Source organism: Pseudomonas sp. ZS1P83 (assembly GCF_054897825.1).
In genome coordinates, this window is record NZ_CM142706.1 from 2,411,658 (window position 1) to 2,434,142 (window position 22,485).

17 protein-coding genes are annotated in these 22,485 nt (G+C 58.7%); 13 read left to right on the forward strand and 4 right to left on the reverse strand.

Annotation, left to right across the window (positions count from 1 at the left end; genetic code table 11):
• Positions 1–64 precede the first annotated feature (64 nt).
• On the reverse strand, positions 65–1,078 hold the full coding sequence (locus ACYZT0_RS11645; protein WP_462045947.1) for a zinc-dependent alcohol dehydrogenase family protein: 1,014 nt from the start codon (positions 1,076–1,078) through the stop codon (positions 65–67).
• A gap of 268 nt (positions 1,079–1,346) precedes the next feature.
• On the opposite strand from ACYZT0_RS11645, the gene ACYZT0_RS11650 reads away from it, so the two are divergent.
• A complete protein-coding gene (locus ACYZT0_RS11650) occupies positions 1,347–2,261 on the forward strand; it encodes a LysR family transcriptional regulator (protein WP_462045948.1) in 915 nt (304 codons plus the stop codon).
• Between the two features lie 501 nt (positions 2,262–2,762).
• On the opposite strand, the gene ACYZT0_RS11655 is transcribed toward ACYZT0_RS11650, so the two are convergent.
• From ACYZT0_RS11655 to ACYZT0_RS11665, 3 genes are all read right to left on the reverse strand, one after another.
• Entirely contained in the window at positions 2,763–5,003 is a 2,241-nt protein-coding gene (locus ACYZT0_RS11655) for a TonB-dependent receptor (protein WP_462045949.1), read from the reverse strand.
• Between the two features lie 110 nt (positions 5,004–5,113).
• Positions 5,114–5,515: a transcriptional regulator gene (locus ACYZT0_RS11660; RefSeq protein ID WP_462045950.1), complete on the reverse strand. Its 402-nt coding sequence runs from the start codon at positions 5,513–5,515 to the stop codon at positions 5,114–5,116.
• 26 nt (positions 5,516–5,541) lie between these two features.
• A complete protein-coding gene (locus ACYZT0_RS11665) occupies positions 5,542–6,432 on the reverse strand; it encodes an HpcH/HpaI aldolase/citrate lyase family protein (protein WP_462045951.1) in 891 nt (296 codons plus the stop codon).
• 613 nt (positions 6,433–7,045) lie between these two features.
• Here ACYZT0_RS11665 and ACYZT0_RS11670 point away from each other — a divergent pair.
• The 12 genes from ACYZT0_RS11670 (at position 7,046) to ACYZT0_RS11725 (ending at position 22,180) form a co-directional block, all read left to right on the forward strand.
• Positions 7,046–8,440, forward strand: a complete 1,395-nt coding sequence (locus ACYZT0_RS11670; protein WP_462045952.1) for a Y4yA family PLP-dependent enzyme — start codon at positions 7,046–7,048, stop codon at positions 8,438–8,440.
• 14 nt (positions 8,441–8,454) lie between these two features.
• Entirely contained in the window at positions 8,455–9,498 is a 1,044-nt protein-coding gene (locus ACYZT0_RS11675) for a PLP-dependent cysteine synthase family protein (RefSeq protein WP_462045953.1), read from the forward strand.
• Between the two features lie 28 nt (positions 9,499–9,526).
• Positions 9,527–10,687, forward strand: a complete 1,161-nt coding sequence (locus ACYZT0_RS11680; RefSeq protein WP_462045954.1) for an NAD/NADP octopine/nopaline dehydrogenase family protein — start codon at positions 9,527–9,529, stop codon at positions 10,685–10,687.
• A gap of 36 nt (positions 10,688–10,723) precedes the next feature.
• Entirely contained in the window at positions 10,724–12,574 is a 1,851-nt protein-coding gene (locus ACYZT0_RS11685; RefSeq protein WP_462045955.1) for an IucA/IucC family protein, read from the forward strand.
• Positions 12,575–12,587: 13 nt separating this feature from the next.
• On the forward strand, positions 12,588–13,832 hold the full coding sequence (locus ACYZT0_RS11690) for an MFS transporter (protein ID WP_462045956.1): 1,245 nt from the start codon (positions 12,588–12,590) through the stop codon (positions 13,830–13,832).
• A gap of 15 nt (positions 13,833–13,847) precedes the next feature.
• The gene (locus ACYZT0_RS11695) at positions 13,848–15,032 is read left to right on the forward strand and encodes an aminotransferase class V-fold PLP-dependent enzyme (RefSeq protein ID WP_462045957.1); all 1,185 of its coding nucleotides are present in this window, start codon (positions 13,848–13,850) and stop codon (positions 15,030–15,032) included.
• 85 nt (positions 15,033–15,117) lie between these two features.
• A complete protein-coding gene (locus ACYZT0_RS11700; protein WP_462045958.1) occupies positions 15,118–15,633 on the forward strand; it encodes a sigma-70 family RNA polymerase sigma factor in 516 nt (171 codons plus the stop codon).
• Positions 15,634–16,611 (forward strand): FecR domain-containing protein, encoded by a 978-nt coding sequence (locus ACYZT0_RS11705; protein ID WP_462045959.1) that lies wholly within the window; start codon positions 15,634–15,636, stop codon positions 16,609–16,611.
• Between the two features lie 97 nt (positions 16,612–16,708).
• Positions 16,709–19,123, forward strand: a complete 2,415-nt coding sequence (locus ACYZT0_RS11710; protein ID WP_462045960.1) for a TonB-dependent siderophore receptor — start codon at positions 16,709–16,711, stop codon at positions 19,121–19,123.
• A 62-nt stretch (positions 19,124–19,185) separates the two neighbouring features.
• Positions 19,186–20,373, forward strand: coding sequence for an ABC transporter substrate-binding protein (locus tag ACYZT0_RS11715; RefSeq protein WP_462045962.1), 1,188 nt, complete (start codon positions 19,186–19,188; stop codon positions 20,371–20,373).
• Complete coding sequence (locus ACYZT0_RS11720) at positions 20,370–21,431, forward strand: FecCD family ABC transporter permease (protein ID WP_462045963.1); 1,062 nt, start codon at positions 20,370–20,372, stop codon at positions 21,429–21,431. The genes ACYZT0_RS11715 and ACYZT0_RS11720 overlap by 4 nt, the downstream gene beginning before the upstream one ends.
• Positions 21,425–22,180, forward strand: a complete 756-nt coding sequence (locus tag ACYZT0_RS11725; protein ID WP_462045964.1) for an ABC transporter ATP-binding protein — start codon at positions 21,425–21,427, stop codon at positions 22,178–22,180. The genes ACYZT0_RS11720 and ACYZT0_RS11725 overlap by 7 nt, the downstream gene beginning before the upstream one ends.
• The last annotated feature ends 305 nt before the right edge of the window (positions 22,181–22,485 follow it).

The following is a 22,485-nucleotide window of genomic DNA, read 5'->3' on the forward strand; positions in this document are numbered from 1 at the left end:
CATGCAAAAGAGTCCGTGGGGCACGGACTCTTGCAGAGGGGCTTATCTAAAGGGCTTATGCAGGTTAGACCTGGAGGGCGACCCGTTCGCGGCATGGGCATTCGTCCATGTAGCGGTGAGCTTCGACAAACTCCGCAAACGGGAAGACCCGAGTCTTGAGCGGTAGCAGCACGCGGTCGGCGGTCAGCTGGTTGATGTCGCGCAAGGCACGTTGCAGTGCGACCTGGTCCTGGATGATGCCCAGCTCCGGCTTGCCGGTGAAGTTGCCGATGCAGTGCACAAAAAACTGAATATTTTTCTGGAACGCTGCGCAGGCCGGGAATGGCGTCTGGTTGCCACCTTGCAGGCCGTACAGCACCAGACTACCGCGAGGTGCAAGCACATCGCCAAGCAACGACATCTGTGGACCGCCGAGTCCATCGAACACCACGTCCACGCCGCGATTGTCGGTGATCTTGTTGATCTGCATCAGCAGGTCCTGTTCTTCGGTGACGATGACTTTCTCGGCGCCGAGGGACAGCAGGTATTCACGTTCTTCCGCGGTTTTGGTGGCGGCAATCACCCGAATGCCCAGCGCCTTGCCCAGTTGGACGAAGGACGGACCGGCACAGTGACTGGCGTCGGTCACCAGGGCGAATTGCCCCGGTTTGACACGTGCCAGATCGACATAAGCGAAATAGGCGATCAACAGCGGCGTGTAATGCACGGCCGCTTCGATCGGGCTGAGCACGTCCGGGTAACGGGTGAGTGCCGAGCGCGGCAGAACAATCTGCTCACCGTAGACCGGATAGTCGTTCGGGCTTTCAGCCGGAAAGCTGGCAACCTTGTCGCCGACCGCCAGATCATCGACGCCCTCGCCGACCGCCGTGACGACGCCGGACATTTCATGGCCAAGGCCTGAAGGCAGTCGAGCGTGGGACGAGGCCAGGTTCTGGCGCCAGAGAATGTCGTACCAACTGATGCCAATCGCCTCGACGCGCACCTGCACTTCGCCCGGCGCAGGGAGAGCGGCCGCATGCTCTTCGCATTTGAGCACCTCGGCTGGACCAAACTTGTGAAAACGGATCGTGCGGGACATCGCAAACCTCGTCAAAGAAACCTCTAATGCCCTGAACTCTATCTGGGCTTTCTACCCAAGACTATCAGTGGCTATTAATAGTCGACATGCCTGTCATTGATTCCGCAGCGCCGGCGACATCCTCAAATGCCGTGAAAACCGAAGCAGCCTTTTCAGGAAAACTGAATTACTCGGTGCAGAGTAGCAGCCTTTCCCCTTAATATTCATGCCGGCCATTGTTCCCATATGGCCGCTCTCGTCAAGCTTGATGACTCTGCCAGGACTCCAGATGAATCGTAATGACCTGCGTCGTGTCGACCTGAACCTGTTAATCGTTTTCGAAACATTGATGCACGAACGCAGTGTGACCCGCGCTGCGGAGAAATTGTTCCTCGGCCAGCCGGCCATCAGTGCGGCACTCTCGCGCCTGCGCGGCTTGTTCGATGATCCGTTGTTCGTGCGTACCGGTCGCAGCATGGAACCCTCCGCCCGGGCGGTGGAAATCTTCGCCCTGCTCTCGCCTGCACTGGATTCGATTTCCACCGCGGTAAGTCGTGCAGCGGAATTTGACCCCGCCACCAGCACGGCGGTGTTTCGCATCGGTCTATCGGACGATGTCGAATTCGCCCTGCTGCCGATGCTGCTCAAGCGTCTGCGAGCCGAATCACCGGGGATCGTGCTGGTAGTGCGTCGGGCCAACTACATCCTGATGCCGAGCCTGCTGGCCTCGGGCGAGATTTCCATCGGCGTCAGCTACACCGCCGACTTGCCGGCCAACGCCAAACGCAAAGTGCTGCGCCGTAGCATGCCGAAGCTGTTGCGGGCCGACACGGTACCAGGGCCGTTGAGCCTGGATGATTTCTGCGCGCGGCCTCATGCGCTGGTGTCCTTCGCGGGCGACTTGAGCGGCTTTATAGATGAAGAGCTGCAAAAGCTCGGGCGCAAACGACATGTGGTGCTCGCGGTGCCGCAGTTCAATGGGCTCAGCACGCTCATCAGCGGAACCGATATTGTCGCGACGGTGCCTGATTACACGGCTGAAGCGTTGACGGCGGCCGGCGGTGTGCGGGCTGAAGATCCACCGTTGCCGACGCGCAGCTTCGAGCTGCACATGGCCTGGCGTGGGTCGCAGGACAATGATCCGGGTGAACGGTGGTTAAGGTCGCGGATTCAGATGTTTTTTGGCGACCCCGAGAGTCTTTAAAGGGGATGGCGTATCTCTCTTTAAGGCCGCGTGAGCTGGGTCAGTGACAACCCAAAATCCACTGCCGCCGGTCAACACCCGCTCTACTCCATCGTCTTTGGTGGAGTTATCGGGGGCAAATTCTGCTTTTTGAAAGGATGCCCCCAACCATGGGTGCGCACCTTGAGACCTCGATTAGGCTTAGGCATGACGACACATGTCGCGGGTGAGTCATGACAAGTGTTGAAGCCCGCAAAAGCCTCGACACTTGTCACTGTTCAAACCAGGATCATTCTTTATAAGCGGATAAGGCTGGTGCGCAGTCCATAAAACCGAAGCAATTCACGGAGGTGTTCATTCGAGCTGCGATTGCATACGAACGCCAGCTGATTGGTCGCTGCCCGAAACGGTGAAGGTGCGCTTACAGCCGCTGAGCCTGAGTTGTTCAACATGCGAATACTCCCTTTCCGAAATGTTCAGATGGGGTTGCTACGTCTGCCGTAGCAACCCTTCCCGTCTTCGTCAGAAGTCGACGGTGGCCGACAGCTGCAAGGTCCGCGGAGAACCCGGGGAGAATGCGCCGTACGAAGCAACACCCGACCAGTACTCACGATCAAACACGTTCTGCACGGTGGCGCGGAACGTCGTCGGTCGGCCTTCGATCTTGGTGGCGTAACGCGCGCCGGCATCGAAGCGGGTCCAGGAATCCAGCTCCTGCGTATTGGCCTGATTGACGTATTGGCTGTCGGTGTAAATGGCACCACCGGTCAGAGTGAAGCCTTCAAGCCATGGTGTATCCCATTCGGCCCAGAGGTTGGCTTGCACGTCCGGCACACCCACCGGTTTGTTGCCGCGGTTGGCCGCTGTCGCCGAATCGGTCAACTCGCCATCAAGCACAGTCACGCCCCCCATCAAGCGCGTGCCCGGCGCGACTTCGCCGAACATGCTCAACTCGATGCCGCGGTTGCGTTGTTCGGCCTGCACCGAGAACACATTGCCGGCGCCAATTTCACCACTCGGCTTCTCGATCTGGAACAACGCCAGCGTGGTCATGAACGTACCGTGCTCATATTTGACGCCGAGTTCATGCTGCTTCGATTCGTACGGGGCGAACGTCTCACCGGCGTTGGCCGCCGTGCCTGGTGCGATGTCTCCTTTGCTCAAGCCTTCAACATAATTGTAATAGAGCGAGACATCTTCCCAAGGCTTGACCACCACGCCGACCAGTGGAGTCGTGGCACTGTCGTTGTATTTCGAGCTGACCGAACCTGCGGCGTTGTAGTTGCGTGATTCGATGTCCTGGCGACGCACACCGAGGGTCAACTGAAAGCGGTCATCGAGCATGGACAACGTGTCAGTCAACGCGACGCCGGACAGATCCGATTCGGAAATGCGCAGCACCTTCGGCGAGTTGATGAATTGCTTGGGCACATCGATCGGGTGGTAAATGTTCGAACGGATTTCGGTGCCGTTGTTGATCCCTCGGGACAGTTCATCCTGATACTGGGTCGCCATCAGCGTGGTCGTGTGAGTGATCGGCCCTGTAGCGAACACGCCGCGGATGCCGACATCGGCCGTCGAACGATCGACGTTGAATTTGTAGTAACCCGGAATGTTGCTGGTATCGCCGGCCTCATTGAGGATTCTCGGCACCTGGTCAGACATCCGCTTGACGTCCGATTTGCCGCCACCGGCATGGGCAAATATGGTAACCGTGTCAGTCAGGTCATACTCGCCCCCCAGCAAGGCCGACTGCTCTTTGGTGTCCGACCAGCCCCAGTCCTGCGGCAGGTTGGTGCGCCCATTCGGCGCGGACGGCACATCTACACCCGGTGCGACGGTGAATGGCCGCGAGGCTGCGTCGAAGCTTTCTTTCTGACTGATGTAATCAAGGTTCAAGCGCAAGCGCTCGCCGCGATAATCGAGGGCAATGGCGCCGACACCCACGTCTCGATGCTGATCATCAATGGCCGTATCGCCGCCCTGCAGGTTGCCGTTGAAGCGCACGCCAAACTGATTTTCCTCGCCGAAGCGACGACTGAGATCCAGATGACCGCCGACCTGAGAGTCCGAGGCGTAACTGCCGGTAAAACGGGTCAAGTCTTCGTCCAGTGGACGCTTGGGAACGATGTTGATTACGCCACCGACGCCACTGTTGGGCGAGATGCCGTACATCAGCGCGCCCGGTCCCTTGAGCACTTCAACACGCTCGGCGTACTCGGTGAACACCCGGTAGTTCGGCGCTACGCCGTACACGCCGTCGAACGCCAGTTCACCGAGATTGCCTTCACCGATCGGGAAGCCACGGATGAAAAACGAGTCGACGATGCCGCCCGTCTGGCCGGTGGAGCGCACCGAAGGATCACGCTGCAGCGCATCGGCCACGGTCACAGTTTGCAGGTCGGCCAAGGTCTTGGCGGTGTAACTGGTGACACTGAACGGCGTGTCCATCACGTCCTTGTTGCCCATCATGCCCAGCCGGGCACCACGTGCGACCTGGCCACCGGCGAGCGTTCCCGGCAATGCGGTCGGGCCGTTGTAACGGGCGTTGATGTTGGTGGTGTCGAGGATCAGCGCATCTGTGCTGTCATCAGTCGGCGTTGCGGCCGAAATGTTCGAGGTCTGGTCGGCAGCAACGTCTTGTTGCTCGGGACTGGCGGCCCAGGTGTTGGCGCTTCCTGCGACCCAAACAAAACTCAGCAAGGCGGTACGAATAGCGAGTGTTAACACGCGCTCACCGCAAGGACGACTGACAACAGGCATGACGTGAGGATCCTTTTCATCAAGGGAAAATGGTAATCACTCCTATTGCCAGTCGATCTGCGAAAAAGTATCACCCGCAGTAAAGTTTTTTTGCTTCTGTGCAGCCAAGGCTAGGCATACAGGTATTCCAGCGGTATCGCGACCACCGGCAACGCGGGGTCAAAAGCGTGTCGGGTGGTCTTGTACGGAAAGATCTCGCCGCGAGCGATCGTGGTGAAAATTCGCGCCACTTCGAACGCCTGCCCGGTCTGCCAATGCCGCACACACACCCGCGGATCGGTGTAATCGAGCTGGATGCACGGCACTCGCTTCAAGCCCAACTGCAACGCCGCGTTGAACCGGTGATTGCCGTCCATCACGATGCCTTGCGAGCGCTCGACGATGATCGGCTCCAGCCAATGCCCGGCCCGGATAATCGACTCGCGTAGCATCGTCACGTTGGCCGGGTCGACCTGCTCCGATTGCAGCACTTCGCCAAGCGGCCGCAGCGCAATCTGATAACCGTGTTCCATGGTTGATCTCCTGATTCGCCGGGGATTCAGCAGGCATCTGCGCGGACAATCGGCGCGTATTGGCTGGCCACATCGAGCAGGCGCTGGGCGTGTTCGATCAGCGGCAAGTCGACCATCTCGCCATCCACTTGCACCGCATGACTGCCCGTGGCCACCGCCCTCATCACCCGGTCGGCCCACGCCAATTGGCGCGAATCCGGCAGGAAAGCGCGCTGCACCGAGACCAGTTGCGAGGGGTGGATGCACAGCTTGGCGCCGAATCCCAGCGAGCGTGCGTAATGCGAGTCCTTGGTGACAACCGCCAGATCGCTGATCGCCGGCGTGACACCGTCGATCGGTGCCGGCAAATCCGCCGTGCGCGAAGCCAGCACAATGCGGCTGCGGGCGAAGAGAAACGCCTCGGGAGTCTGGCTGCAGTTGATATCGAACGAGAAATCCAGCGAGCCGAACGCCAGCCGCGCCAAGCCCGGAATCGCCGCAATCGACTCGACCTGTTGCAGGCCCTTGGCGGTCTCGATGATCGCGACAATCTTCAGCTCTGGCTGCCACTCGAGCAGGCGTTCGACCGCCCGCGCCAGGGTCTCGGGGCATTCGGCCTTGGGCAGAAAAATTCCGCTGCAACGCTTGGGATAGCGCATGTCGCTGAGCCAGGTCAGGTCCTGGCGAAACAGCGTGCTGCTGACGCTGTTCAGGCGGATGTAACGCTCGCAGGAAACCTTCGGCGTGCTCTCCTGCCACGCCCAGATGGCGGCGCGGGCTGCGGCTTTGCTGTCTGGGTGAACGGCATCCTCAAGGTCGAGAATGATCGCGTCCGGACCCGCTTCGACGGCTTTGGAAAACCGCTCGGGACGGTTGCCTGGTACGAACAGGTAGCTGATCGCGAGTGGGGTTTTGCTGCTGAGTCGATCGGATTGCATGGCGTTGCTCCTTGGCGTAAACCAGTCGTGATTTCTGAAAATTTTCAGGCCCCGCCGGCGGCGGATTTCCGTGCCTGCCCGGGGCTTCTCGCAACAGCCCTTAACGCCTTATTGAGCAAGGTACTAAGGGTTTTTTATGTAGGGACGAACGCGTACTTGAGCGTGTAAATACACGCTCAAGAATTCGCCCTGCGCAGGTCTTTATTCAAAAATATTTGAAAACCTTACTTGATAATCGTTCCCGTTCGCAATATTGTTCACACCGACAAGAGGAACTATCCTCGTTTCAGAGCCAGCGATCAGTATCACGGGAAGTACATGTCAGTGATGTCATTTGAATGTCAGTTACTGGTCATCTACAGAGGACTGGCCATCAACTAGTGGCCAATCAGAATATCCGCACAAACCTTATGGAATGGGGTTCTCATGCAGTTGCTTTGTGAACCATTTATTAAGATCAGCGATGCGGATTCATCTTCATATTTCGCCTGGCATCCGCCTCCGGCGTGTTTAAAGTCTCGTATCTGACGAGTAAAAAAATACAACATTTGTCGACAGTGATTAGTTATCGAAACATCAATGGCGACGTTATTTTTGACGCCAGGGGGCAACTATGCTTGCAACAAATACACCTCCTGTTGAAAGTCGAAATAAAGTCCATCAGCCGTACATACTAAAACCGCTGATCGACCCCGTTATTTCTACGCTTATCAACAACTTCCCGAGCACACTTACTGACTTGGTCAAACAACATGGCTCGCCGTTGAATCTGGTGTGGCCCCATGCTTTTGAATTGAACACGAAGGCCCTGCAGGCCGTGTTGAAACAGTACAACGTGACTCACGCCATCTTCTACGGCGCCAAGGCCAACAAGTCCCAGAGCATGCTGAGCGCTGCGGCAAACTCGGGCATCGGCGTCGATGTGTCGAGCATCCACGAACTGGAAGCGGCGTTGCGGGCCGGTACGCCGGCGGCAAAAATCTGCGCCACGGGACCGGCAAAAACAGCCGTGTTTCATCAGGCGCTGGTCAGTGCAGGTTCACTGATTTGCGTGGACTCGCTGGAGGAATTCGAGCACCTGAAAATCGTGATCGCATCGCGACCTGCCCTCACCAAAGCCAGACTTTTACTGCGTTACAGGCCGAAAAGCTGCCCGAAGAGCCGATTTGGAATGGGCTCGGAAGACTTGCTTGAATGCCTTCAACGGCTCACCAGGCAATCTGAGATTTTTCACTTCGAGGGTTTCCATTTCCATCTGGGCGGCTATGGATTCGAATCCCGCGCGCAGGCGTTCCGTGAGGTAACGGCGTTTGTCGAAGCAGCTCGGGAAATAGGTTTGAATCCGCTAATGATCGACATTGGTGGAGGCCTGCCGATTCGTTATGTCGAGCCACAGGCCTACGGTCTTTTTCTGCAAAACGAGAACAAGCCCAGCCACTATTACAACCAGTCAGTCCCCGACTCTTATTATCCTTATGGCAGTGACCTGACGGCACCTCAATGGTTGACGCTATTGCTCGAAGCCGATCATTCGCCGGGACTGTCCATTGCCAATTACCTGAAGCTTCAGAATATAACGCTGGCATTGGAACCCGGTCGAAGCTTGGTAGATCAAGCGGCTATTTCATTGTTTCGCGTCACACGCACGAAAAAACTCGCCGACAATAAAACCGTCATCTTTGTTGAAGGCAGTAGTTTCAGCGCCTGCGAAACCTGGTTTTCTTCTGAATACCTGGTAGATCCAATACTGATCAGCCCAAAAGAACTCCCACACACCCCGACCCAAGCTTATATCGCAGGCCATAGTTGCCTGGACGATGACGTGATTACGCATCGGCTCATCAACTTCGGCACTGCCCCCCAAACAGGCGACTTATTGATTTACGTCAATACCGCCGGTTATCAGATGGACTTGCTGGAGAACGAGTTTCATCGCCACCCCCTGCCCCGGCGGTTGATGGCGACCTGTTGTACGGAAGGTAACTATGCGTTTTCACCTGACTACTAAAGGGAGCAATTGAAATGATAGTGAATAAAGTTTCGGATCTTATTGGTAATACTCCGATGTTGGGCATATCTGTTCCAGATACCAACGCACGTTTGTTGCTGAAGATTGAAAAGAACAACCCCGGCGGCAGCATCAAAGATCGCATGGCACGCAATATGGTGCTGGCGGCGCTCAAGTCCGGTCGCCTGAAACCCGGCGGTGTGGTTGTCGAATCGTCCTCCGGCAACACCGGGATTGGTCTGGCCATGGCAGCGGTCGAGTTTGGTTTGCACTTCATTGCCGTGGTCGATCACCACGCAGCGCCAGACAAGATCGCGGTGATGAAGGCGCTGGGCGCCGACATTCGATTCGTCAAAGGCACCTATCGCGAAGATGAAGTCGCGGTGGTCGAGCGCCAGCAACTCGCGGCTGAACTGGCGAGCGAGATTCCTGGCGCCGTGTTCATGAATCAATCCGACAACGCGGCCAACGCTGGCGGCTACAGTGATTTCGTCCGCGAAACCATCGCTCAGGCTGAAGGCGCTATCGGTGCCTACGTCGGTTGTGTTGGCACCGGTGGTTCGATGACCGGCATCGCCCGTGGCTTGAAACTGCACAACCCCGGCACCGTGACCGTCGCAGTGGAACCGGCCGGCTCGATCGTCTTCGGCCATCCCGGCTATCCCTACTACCAATCAGGCACTGGCACTCCGGCCGGTGACACCGTCGGTCTGGTGCTCGACTACAGCTGCATCGACCTGGGCGTGCAAGTCACCGACTCACAGGCCTTCGAAACCGCCCGCTACATCGCCCGCAACCTCGCGCTGCTGGTGGGTGGCTCGACCGGCGGTGCAATTTTCAAGGCGCTGGAACTGATCCACAAAGGCGTGCTGACCGGCAACGTGGTCGTGCCGATCGCCGACGGCGGCGAAAAATACCTGCACACGGTGTTCGACGATAAATGGCTGCAAGAACGTGATCTGCTTGATCCGAACGTCGCGCCGCAACTGGACGCCTGGCTGGGCAAGACCCAATGGCTGGAATCCGTTTCCGCGCCGCTTCAACTGAGCGTCGCATGACCCACCCATTACACAGGAACGCCTCTCGATGAATCTGTTGAAAGTCGCCATCTGTGGTGGCGGCAGGACCGGCCATCTCAACGCCATCCTGTTTAAACAGCTGCCCAATGTTCAGGTTTCGATGCTCACCAGCAATCCGGAGATCATCGAACAGCACGCGCGCCGTACGCCGATGCAGGCAGTGTTGCCCGATGGCTCGACACTGAGTGCCCGACTGGATCGGGTGACCATCGATGCAAAGACTGCCGTTGAAGATGCCGACATCGTCATCATCACCGTGCCCGCCCATGCCCGGCCGCAAACCTTGCAAACCATTGCACCGCATCTGAGCGCCAGCAAACCGGTGTACATCGGCGCAATTCCGGGTTTCTGCGGTTTCGACTGGCTGGCCGAAGCCACCCTGGCCGATCGCCCCAACCTAGTGATCTGGGGGATGAAGGATGTCCCGCATACTGCGTTTGAGCTGACGCCGGGGCGGTCGATCAAAATGGGGGGCGGCAAAAGCCAATTGTATGTGGCGACCCACGCTCGAGAATCGCAGGAATCGCGCCAGCAGCTGCAGGAAATGCTCACCACGTTGTACGGTCCGTGCGTGAAGATGCTCGACAACTACCTGGAAATCACCCTGACGCCGGGCAACCCGATCATGCACAGCTCGGTGATCTACGGATTGATCGGCCCCTACGGCCAATGGCATCGCAAGATCTTCCCGCAACGCATGTGCTGGTGGACCGAGTGCCCGGAACTGGGCGCCTATTTCCTCGAACGCATGGATCAGGAAAGCCAGAATTTGTGTGCGGTCATCAGCCAGCGCATGGGCATCGACCTGTCCTCGGTCAAATCCTTGAAACAGGAAATCGTCGAGGCCTACGGCGACCAGATCCGCGACCAGAGCAGCATGCTTTCGATTCTGCGCACCAACCAGGCCTACAACGACATCCTCGCGCCGATGGTGCCGGCCGACGACAACCGCGCCGGCTACGTGATCGAACGCGAGAGCCGCGCCTTCAACGAAGACGTCGCCTACGGCCTGGTCTTGCTGGTGGAAATGGCCAAACGCTTCGAGCTGAAGGTGCCCTACATCGAAGAAGTCTTGCAGTGGAGCGTTGCCTACATGCAAGGCCTGCGCGATTCGGCACTCGACTACTTCCCAAGCCACTGGCCACGCACGGCAAACGCCGCCGCTTGATCCCGTTGTTTAATTTTCGACGAGCAGACCGCTGATATGGATGACTTCAAGACACTGATCGCCTACTCCCGCAAAAACGCCATGCGACGCTTGATCCGTTGCCTTTTTGCCGAAAACATTCTCGACCGTTCGGCCCTGAGCTTTTCCGTCGAGGGGAACCAAGCCACTTACCCGCTGAAGGGTGCCCGCGCTCACCTGTTTTTCTCCGACATCGCCAAGGGCCCGGCCGACACCGTGGTCAACGACGGTGACGTGGTGCTGTTGGCCGATGAAGGTGTGCGACAGGTCATCACCCGCCATCAGGACATGCTGGATGTACTGCGTGACAGCTTCGACTTCGAGCCCACCGACGAAGGCATATCCGGGCTCAAGTCCGACATGGAAAACAGCCTGACCAACGATGCTCACGCCCGCCAGCATCGTCAGCAATGGAATGCGCGGCTGGAGCAGGCAGCCAAGGATCAGGGGTTCAACAACTTCACCGATTATCTGCGCAAACATGCCAACACCAAGGACGCCGCCATCCTTCTCGACCAGTGGGGTTCGCTGGAAGGCCATCCGTATTACCCGACGTGGAAATCCCGTCCGGGCCTGACCGATGCCGAAGTCGAGCAATTGTCGCCCGAGTTCAACGCTCAAGTGCCGCTGCGCATTGCCGCGTTGCATGCCGACCATTCGAAAAGCGAAAGCATGCCGCACGTGACCAGTTACCACGACTGGTTCGCCAGCAATTTCCCGGCGCAATGGGAACAATGGAAAGCCGCTCTTAACAGCAAAGGGCTGGATGAATCCCAGTGGCTGCCGCTGCCGATTCACGCCTGGCACCTGCAGGCGTATGTGCTCAAGACGTTCGCGGCGGAAATCGAAGAAGGCATTCTGATCACCGATGGCCCGGACATTCCGACACTGCCGACCATGTCGTACCGCACGATGATGCCGGTGCTGGACGGCTGCGCGCCGCTGATCAAGTTGCCGATCGCCGTGTGGATGACCAGCGAACTGCGCAGCCTGCAAGCCAAGTCGATTCACATGGGGCCGCGCATCAGCACGGTGATCACCAGGATTCTGGATGCCGAAAACGGCTTCGATCAGCGTCTGGAGATCTTCCCGGAAGAAATCGGCGTGCGTTACAAAAACGCGATTACTCAGGACGATAATCCCGGGCGTCATCTATCCGTGGTCTTTCGTGCCAGTCAGCAAGCATTCGAACGCAGCGACGAATGTCTGCCGATTACCGTGGCGTCACTGTTCACCCGCTTACCCGGCAGTGGTCGGCCGCTGTTCACCGATCTGATCGAGCGCGACGGCGTGCGGGCGAATGCCGCCCAGGTTGAAGGCTGGTTCCGCGAGTACGCCAAAGTGGTGACCCACCCAGTGGTTGCGATCTATCTGATGTATGGCATCGGTCTTGAAGCGCATCAGCAAAACACCATGGTGCTGTTCTCCCCCGACGGCAAAGCACGCAGTCTGCTGATCCGCGATTTCGGCGACGGCAGGACTTACGCACCGCTTTTGGAAGAGCGCGGCTATACCCTGCAGCCCCATGTGCAGCCGGGTATTCTGCCGACGGTATTCTCAGGCGATATTACGCCGGTACGCATGTTCGTGCTCGACGCGGCGTTCCTGACGCATCTGCACGAAATGGCGCTGTGGCTGACCAAGGAGTACGGGTTGAACAACACACGGCTGTGGGAGGTTTTGCGCGAGGAGACCGACCTTGCATTCGAGGTCGTGCGCGACCGTGTCTCGCCAGCGCTGTGGGAAGTCGAACGCAAGGCGTTCGTAGAAGATCCATGGCCAACCCGATCGTTGTTGCGCATGCACTTGATGCAGTACTCCAACTATCGTTTGCAACACACCCTGACCAACCCGCTCGCTAGCGTTTAACCGAGGCTGACTCATGTCCCATGCAGGTGTCATCCAGGGTTCGAGAGTAAGAATCCTGATTTATCTTCTATTTGCGATCCAATTGGTGTCCATGGGCGCGATGGAAATGAGCGGGCCGTTCTGGCCTGTCCACCTGCGTGGGCTGACCTCCTCAGAGTCGGTTTTCAGCTTCGCCAGCATCGCCGTGTACGTCGGGCCGATGCTGGGCATTATTCTGACCAGTGCATTCTGGGGCCGTATCGGCGATCGCTACGGCCACAAGTTGATGATGATCCGCGCCCTCGCCGGATTGTCGTTGACCCAGCTTGGGCTGGCCCTCTTCAGCGACATCTGGGTCATTCTGATCCTGCGTTTTCTGCAAGGCGCCTTCGCCGGGTACATCGCCCCGGCACAGGCTTACGGCGTCAGTATCGAAGCTCCTTCGCGGCGGGCGCGGCTGTTCGCCATCCTGCAAATTTCGACCAACGTCGGTTCGTTGCTGGGAGCGGTCGTCGGCGGGTTGATCCTCGATTACGCCACGTTCTTCTGGATCAACATCATCGCCTCGGCACTGTGTGCGGTGTGCACCGTGATCGCGGCCGTCACCTTGCCGGATGTGCCACCGGTGAAGAAAGCACCGGTCGCGGACAAGGCAGCGACGGCCAGCCGTTCAGGCGGTGTGTGGCAAGGTTCGCCATTGCTGTCGCTGCTTGGCGTGATGGGCATTTTGCTGCTGGCGCGAATGCTGCCGCAGACCTCTTTCTCGCTATATGTCAGCTCGGTGTTCGAGGTCAGCAATTCGGTGGTTGGCCTGTGCTATGGCTTGCTGGCGTTGGGCTTCATTCTTTCGGCCACCGCCTGGTCGCGTTATTTCGAACACCGTAGTCAACAGGAAACTCTGCATCGCATTACCTATGTGGTCATCGGCTGCATCGTCCTCACCGCCGTGGCAGGTGTCACGCGCAATCCGGTGGTGTTTGTCATCGCCTACTTCATCTGGGGCGTATTGCTGGGGGCTACCACACCGGTGTTGATGGCGATGATCTCGAAAACCGCCGACAGCTCGCAGCAGGGCCATGTACTGGGGATTGCCCAGGGCACCGCGCAATTTGCGTCGATTGCGGGCATCTCGGCCGGCGGTTTGCTCAGTCAGGTCTATGGCTTGCAGTACACCTACCTGTTCGTTTGCCTGGCCTATGTGGTGGCGCTGATCCCGATTGTCGCGTTGCGTTACTTGCCTGCGGTGATGCAACCGAGTCATGCCCCGCCTGGGGATTGATCAAGGAGCCTTGCTGTGAACATTGAACAACTGCGCGCCGACACCCCCGCTGTCGCGCAACTAATCCACTTCAACAACGCCGGTGCGGCGCTGATGCCTACGCCGGTGATCGAAGTCATGACCCGCCACATTCAGCTCGAAGCGAGTCTTGGCGGTTATGAAGCGGCCGGGAAACAGTCGGCCGAACTGGAAAATGTCTATGGCGCCATCGGCCGTCTGATCAACGCCCAGCCTGATGAAATCGCGGTGATCGAAAACGCGACCCGCGCCTGGGACATGGCTTTCTATTCGTTACCGCTGCAACCCGGCGATGTGGTGCTGACCTCGACCACCGAGTACGCCGGCAATTACATTCCTTACCTGCAACTGAAGAAGCAGCGCGGCATTGAAATCCGCGTCATCCCCAACGATGAGCACGGCCAGGTGTCACTGCCGGCCCTGAAGGACATGCTGGGCGATGATCGCGTCGCGTTGATTTCCCTGCCGGTGATCGCCACCAATGGCGGGCCGGTGCAGCCCATCGAGCAGATCGGCGCCCTCGCCCGCGCTGCCGGCGTGCTGTTTCTGCTTGATGCCTGCCAGGGTGTCGGGCAAATGCCGATCGACGTGCAGAAAATCGGCTGTCACATGCTCGCGGCCACCAGCCGCAAATACCTGCGTGGGCCTCGGGGGATGGGTTTTTTGTATGTCGAAAGATCTCTGTGCCAGAACCTGGAGCCGGTCTTTCTCGACCTGCATGCCGCGTCTTTGCAGACAGCTGACACGTTCAAAGTCCGCGCCGACGCCCGACGCTTCGAGAACTGGGAGTGTAACGTCGCCGCCAAACTGGGCCTCGGTGCTGCGGTTGAGTACGCGCTGGCGCAAGGCCTCGAACCGATGTGGCTGCGGATTCAACAACTGGCTGATTACTTGCGTCAGCGACTGACGGACATTCCGGGCTTCACGCCGCGTGACCCAGGCATTCAGAAGTCAGGCATCGTGACATTCACCCACCGGGACAGCAGCGCTGCACAGCTCCAGCAGTGGCTGGCGGGACAGGAAAAACGCATCAACGTCACCACCTCGACATTCCGCTCGACGCTGCTCGACATGCAGCACCGGAACTTGCTGGAGGTCAGCCGCGCCTCGCTCCACGCGTACAACACCGAAGCGGAAATCGACACGATGATTGCAGCGCTGAGCCGGCTGCCGAGAGTCTGAAAGGGATTCCAATCGGCACTTGCGTCGCAGCGGGCTTGTAAACTAGTATTGGGAATACTTCTCAATTGCATGAAAATCTGCAGCCATGAGCGAAACCCTTCCCGCGAATAACGACAATCACCTGCGCACGATCGAAGCCCTGTACAGCGGCCATCACGGCTGGCTGTACGCGACGCTGAGAAAAAAACTGGGTAACGCCATGGATGCGGCGGATCTGGCGCAGGACACCTTCACCCGCATCCTCGCCTCTCAAGTCACCGTCATCGAACAACCGCGCGCGTACCTGAGCTGCGTGGCCAAGGGCATTTTGGTCAACTGGTATCAGCGCAAGGCCCTTGAACGCGCTTATCTGGATGCCCTCGCCCATGTGCCTGCCCCGGAGGTGCGTTCACCGGAATTGCGTTTCATGGTGCTGGAGACCCTGCACGAAATCGATGCGATGCTCGACGCTCTGCCGCCACTGGTCAAACGCGCGTTCCTGCTGTCGCAGATCAGCGGCCTGAAGTACGACGACATCGCCGAGCAACTGGGCGTATCGCTGATCACCGTCAAACGCTACATGAAGCAAGCCTTCGTGCAGTGCCTGTTGCTGGTGGAGTGAATGCTCACTCGCCGCAAAGAGCCGCACCTCAATCACCCGGCACTTGAAGAAGCCGCGGACTGGCTGATCCGTTTGAGTGAAGGCGAACTCAGTGAAACTGAATGTGCCGAATGGGAATGCTGGAAAGTCAGCACGCCCGAGCGCGGCCGTGCCTGGGTCCGCGCGCAGTTATTGCAGACCAAACTCGGCGGCTTGCCACCGTCTCTGGCGATGTCGGCACTCGACCGCCCAAGCAGCCCTGAGCGTCGCGCGGCGCTGGGCAAACTGGCGATGATTCTGGCGATCCTGCCGGCCGGTTGGGGCAGCTGGAAGCTGACAGAATCCCAGCAATGGTCGGCCGACTATCGCACCACCGTAGGCCAGCAACGCGAGCTGACCCTGGCCGACGGATCGAAAATCACCCTGAACACCGACACCGCCATCGACGTGCTGTTCGACGCCAACCAACGGCTCATTCACCTGCACGAAGGCGAAATACTGGTGCAGACCGCACCGGATATTTCTCCGCTGGCCCGGCCGTTTCTGGTCAGTACCCGCCAGGGTCGAATGCAGGCTCTGGGCACACGATTCACCGTTCGAGAAATGCAGCCACGCACCCACCTTGCAGTGCTAGAAGGCGCAGTGAAGATCGAGCTCGCCGAAAGTCGCCAAGGAACGCCGTTGATCGTCAACGCCCGGCAGCGCACCGACTTTTCATCCAAAACCTTTGGCGAGGTCACCGCCGCCGATCGCTACATCGGCGCCTGGACCCAAGGCATGTTGATGGCTGACAAGATGCGCCTGGCTGACTTCGTCGCCGAACTGACGCGCTACCGCCGCGGCTTCGTGCGTCTGGATCCTGCGATTGCCGATCTGCGCATTTCCGGTGCCTATCCGATCAGCAACACCCAGCGCACGCTGAATATGCTGGCGCAAACCTACCCAATCCTCGTCAGCGGCCATTTGAATGGCTTCTGGGTCATGCTCTCTCCCGCCTGAGTGACAAAAAAATCGCCGAACAGGTGATACTTTTTTTGATCTCGACTGGCTATAGGGATGAAGAACTTTTCCGTCCTGTTTATAGGTCCATCCATTCATGCTCGCTGCACGCCATCTGCGTCCGGATCATCAGTTCAAACCAGTTATTCGCAGTGCGTTGCTAAGCCTGGTCCTGATCGGTGCCGTTTGCCCGTTTGCCTTGGCCGTCGTGCCTGCGCAACTGGATTCTGTCGCGGTCCGTGCCTACAACATTCCCTCCGGGCCACTCGGCGCAACCCTGTCGAGCTTTGCCGTGGTCGCCGGCATTGCTCTGTCGTTCCAGCCATCGTTGACCGAAGGCCTGACCAGTCCTGCGTTGATCGGCAATTACTCCACGCAAGAGGCGGTCACTCGCCTGCTGGAGGGCAGTGACCTGGACATGGTTTTGCGCAGCGACGGCAGCTACACCCTGGTGCAGCGCCGGGTGACGCTGGATGAAACGGCAGTCATCGGCACTGACAAGCGTACCGACACCCTGCCGCCGGTGTATGCCGGTGGACAGGTCGCCAACGGCGGTCGTCTGGGCGTTCTGGGCAATACCGACGTGATGGATGCCCCCTTCAGCGTCAGCACCTACACCTCGGCGCTGATCAAGGATCAACAGGCCGTCACCGTCGGTGATGTGCTGGAACGCGATTCATCGGTGCGCTCCACTGGCCAGACAGGAGGGATTGTCGACTCGTTCTTCATCCGTGGCTTTCCTGTCGGTGAAGGTAACCTCGGTGAACTGGCGTTCGACGGCGTGTACGGCGTGGCGCCGAACTACCGGGTGTTCACCGAATACGCCGAGCGTATCGAACTGGTCAAAGGCCCCGGCGCCCTGCTCTATGGCATGTCGCCCAACAACGCGGTCGGCGGCGTCATCAACGTGGTGCCCAAGCGCTCCCTGGATGAGGATCTGACCCGTTTCACCGGCAGTTACGCCATGGATTCGCAGCTCGGTGGTCACATCGACGTCAGTCGGCGCTTTGGTGAGGATCGCCGGTTCGGTGTGCGCATCAACGGCAGCACCCAGCTGGGCGACACAGTCATCGACGATCAATCGCGCCACGTCGATATCGGTGCCATTTCCCTCGATTATCAGGGTGAACGCCTGCGCACGAGCCTCGACTGGCTCAACCAGAAAGAAAGCTTCGACGCCGCGTCTCGGCCGTTTTTGATCGCCTCGGGCGTGGATATTCCCTCTGCTGCCAACGGCCGTATCAACGTGAGCCAGGAATGGGGCTGGTCGCGAACCCGTGACAAATCGGCCCTGCTCAATGGCGAATACGATCTCAGCGACGCACTGACTGTTTTCGCCCATGCCGGTGGAGGCAAATCGGATGTCGCACGGATGTCCGATCAGACCCCGACCATCCTCAACGCCGCCGGCGATACCTCTTCGATTCCCGGCTATTACAAGTTCGAAGTAGAGCGCTATACCGTCGACGCTGGTGCACGCCTGCGCTTTGACACCGGGCCGATCAGTCACCGCACAGCCCTGCAGGTCAGTCGTTATCGCGACGTACTGTCACGAGGGATCATTTCCGGCGCGCCGATTTTGTCGAACATTTACCACCCGGTTGATCGTCCGAAGCCTTTTATCCCCAAGCCGGACACGCCGAAAGTGTCCGAGAGCGAACTGACCGGCGTGGCCCTGGTCGACACGCTGTCGGTACTGGATGACCGCGTTCAGATGACCCTCGGCATGCGCAAACAGAACATCAAATCCGACAACTACAACGCGACCGGCGTGGTTACCACTTCCTACGACGACGGCCAGACCACGCCACTGTTCGGCGCGGTGCTCAAACCCTGGGATCACGTTTCGTTCTACTACAACTACATCGAAGGCCTGAGCAAGGGCGACATCGCGCCCTCCACCGCTTCCAACGCCGGCGAAATTTTTGCCCCTTACGTATCCCGCCAGCACGAACTCGGGGTCAAGGCAGACTACGGCACTTTCACCACCACCCTCGCCCTGTTTCAAATCACCAAACCCAGCGGCGAGCTAGCCTCGGGAGTGTTTTCGGTACAGGGCGAACAGCGCAACCGCGGCCTCGAGCTGAATGTGTTCGGCGAAGTCGCCCCAGGCATTCGGCTGCTTGGTGGCGTGACCCTGCTCAATGCTGAATTGACCAAAACCGGTGCGGCCGCCAACCGTGGCAATAAACCGGTGGGTGTGCCCGAAGTTCAGGCCAATCTCTGGGCTGAATGGGACACCTCATGGGTCGAAGGCCTGACTCTGACCGGTGGTGCGATCCATACCGGTAGCCAGTACGTGAACCAGGCCAATACCCAAAAGCTGGATGACTGGACCCGTTTCGATGTCGGCGCGCGCTACACCACTCGCATCGATGAACGACCGACCACGTTTCGGGCCACTGTGCAGAACGTGTTAGATCACGAGTACTGGTCGGGCGTTGCCTCTTACGGCGCGTTCTCCCAAGGCTCACCGCGCACCTTATTACTGTCGGCGACTGTCGATTTCTGAAACGTTCAGCCGGGCGACGGTGTGAGCCGTTGACCGATCTGACTTTTGCAAAGGCTTTGACCATGGTGACTTTTGATCGACGCAGCCACGCTTTCGCTGCGCTGCTACTGGCAGGACTGCTGGGCCTGGCACTTTTTCTCCTCGCTCCGCGCAACGTGCACGCCGCCGAAGTGGACTCGGCGCGCACTGAGGTGACCGATCTGCTGGGGCGCAAGGTCAAGGTTCACTTGCCGGTCAGACGCGTCATTCTTGGTGAAGGCCGCCAGCTGTACCTGGTCGCCACCCTCGACACACAAAACCCCATCGAACGCATCGTCGGTTGGCGCAAGGACCTGATCCAGTCAGATCCCGACACCTACAACGCGTATCTGCGCAAATTTCCCGGCATCGCCAAGATTCCTACCTTCGGCGGATTTGAGGACGGCACATTCGACATCGAGCAGGCCATCTCCCAGCGGCCGGACGTGATAATCCTCAACATCGAGGCGCAGCACGCCACCGAAGATGCACGCTACATCGAGAAGCTCAACGCACTGGGCATCCCGGTAGTGTACGTCGACTTTCGCAACAATCCGATCCAGAACACCGAGCCGACCATGCGCCTGTTCGGCCAGCTGTTCGGCAAGGAACAACGAGCCGAAGCCTTCATCGATTTCCGTAACCAGCAGATTCATCGCGTCACCGACATCATCGAGAAACAACACCCTCCCCGCCCCAGCGTGTTCATTGAGCGCATCGGCGGTTACACCGATGATTGCTGCCTGAGTTTCGGCAACGAGAACTTTGGCCTGTTCGTCGATATGGCCGGTGGCGACAACATTGCCCGCCGCATCATTCCGACCACGTTCGGCCAGTTGAACCCCGAGCAAGTCATCGTTGCCAATCCTGCGCACGTAGTGGTCACCACCGCCAACTGGGAAGCTTTTGCCCCCGGCGGCCATTGGGTCGGCGTCGGTCCGGGCGCGGACATGACAGAAGCCAGGAAAAAACTCTCGTGGTACACCCAGCGTCCGGCCTACGCCGGCATCAAGGCCCAGGACAATCAAGCCTTCCATGCCATCTGGCATCAGTTCTACAACAGTCCTTACCAATTCGTCGCCATTCAGCAATTGGCGAAATGGTTCCATCCGGAGCTGTTTGCCGATCTCGATCCGGACGCGTCATTCCGCGAACTGCATGAGCGCTTCCTGCCGGTGCCGTATGAGTCGGGTTACTTTGTCAGCCTGCGCCAACCTGAGGCCAAACCATGAGCTCATTGACCGACGCCGTGGTTGTGCAGCGTGAAACCTACCGTCGTCTGGTGTTGCGTAAACGCCTGATCCTTTCCGGGCTGGTAATTCTGTTGATGTGCAGCGTGCTGCTCGATCTGGCCCTGGGCCCGGCGAACTACAGCCTGAGCGAAGTGCTCGGCGCACTGTTTTCGCCGGACAGCGCTTCACCGCAGGTGCGCGTGGTGATGTGGGATATCCGCTTGCCGGTAGCGTTAATGGCGGTTGCCGTTGGCGCGTCGTTGTCGCTGGCCGGCGCGCAGATGCAGACGATCCTCAACAACCCGTTGGCCAGCCCGTTCACCCTGGGTATTTCCGCCGCCGCCAGCTTCGGCGCGGCGTTGGGTTTGGCATTCGGCGTCACGCTGTTTCCGCTGGCGGCGCAATTCATGGTGCCGCTGAACGCGTTCATCATGGCCATGCTGTCGGCGCTGCTGATCCACTTTCTGAGCATGCGTCGCGGCGTCACCGCCGAAACCATCGTGTTGCTCGGTATAGCGCTGGTGTTCACCTTCAATGCGCTGTTGGCGCTGGTGCAGTTCTTCGCCACCGAACAAGCCGTGGCCGCCGTGGTGTTCTGGACCATGGGCAGCCTGACCAAAGCTACGTGGCCGAAACTTGGCATTATCTGCCTGGTGATCCTCATCACCCTGCCGATCTTCGCCAAACGCGCCTGGGCCCTGACCGCCCTGCGCCTGGGCGACGACAAGGCCGCCAGTTTCGGCATCAACGTACGCAGCCTGCGCTTTCAGACGCTGATCATGGTCAGCCTGCTCGCCTCGTTTCCCGTGGCGTTTGTCGGCACAATCGGTTTCATCGGGCTAGTCGGTCCACACATCGCCCGCATGCTGATCGGTGAAGACCAGCGGTTTTTCCTGCCAGCCTCCTTGCTGACCGGCTCGTTGATTCTGTCGGCCAGCTCCGTGGTCAGCAAAACCCTGATCCCCGGCGCGATATTCCCCATCGGCGTGGTCACGTCGCTGATCGGCGTACCGTTCTTCATATCTCTGATTCTCGGCGGGAAGAAAAACTCATGGTGAAGCTGCAGCTGGAGAATCTCGGTGCCCGCTACGGCCAGCGCGAGATCATTCGTGGTGTCTCGACGGCGACGTTTTTCGGCGGTCAGGTGGTCGCCGTAGTCGGGCCCAACGCGGCGGGCAAATCGACGCTGTTCAAGCGCATGGCCGGACTGATCGATGGCCCCGGACAGGTGATCTTGCAAGAGTCGAAAAGAGGCCCCACGGGCATCAGCTACATGCCCCAGGGTCTGAATTCCAGCGCCCGGTTGACGGTGTACGAGTCGGTGCTGCTGGCGCGCAAACAACTGACGCCGGGCTGGGTCGTTCACGATGATGAATTGAAACTGGTCGATGAGATTCTCGCGGCGCTGGGCATCACCGAATTGTCCTTTCGCAACCTCGGTGAACTCAGCGGCGGTCAGCAACAGTTGGTGTCCATCGCGCAAACCCTGGTGCGCGAACCGGAAATACTGCTGATGGACGAACCGACTAGCGCCCTCGACATGCATCGGCAGGTTCAGGTGCTGAACTTCATGCGCAGCCTGGCCCGAAAACGCGAGGTCATTGTGTTCATCGCCATCCACGACCTGAATCAGGCACTGCGTTTCGCCGATCAGGTTCTGGTGATTGCCGACGGCACCACGCAAGGCAGCGGCCCGAGTCACGAGGTGATTACCGAATTGATGCTGCGCAGCGTTTATAAGGTTGAGGCTCGGATTGAGCAGTGCAGTCGTGGGCAACGGCATATCGTGATTGACGATATTGTTTGATGGCTTGCAATGATCGCCCCGGAGCACCCAGTTTCCGCGACGGTGGTACTGACTCTGCACTATGTTGTTGCAAACGCAGGATACGAGGGCAGCACTGATGACGCTGTCTTCTGTTCGGTTGTGAATTTGGCTGTCAGGTTCGCGGTCGTGCATTTCTATTTCAAATTGATAGCCGCCTAACGAAAGGTGCAGGCTAGAGAGCTTGCTTGGGCCTTATATCATTCCGAATGATAGTTACCTTTGCCTCATTCGATTCGTGCGATACATCCTCGCCGAGCATCATCCGTCCATTCTCAATACATTGG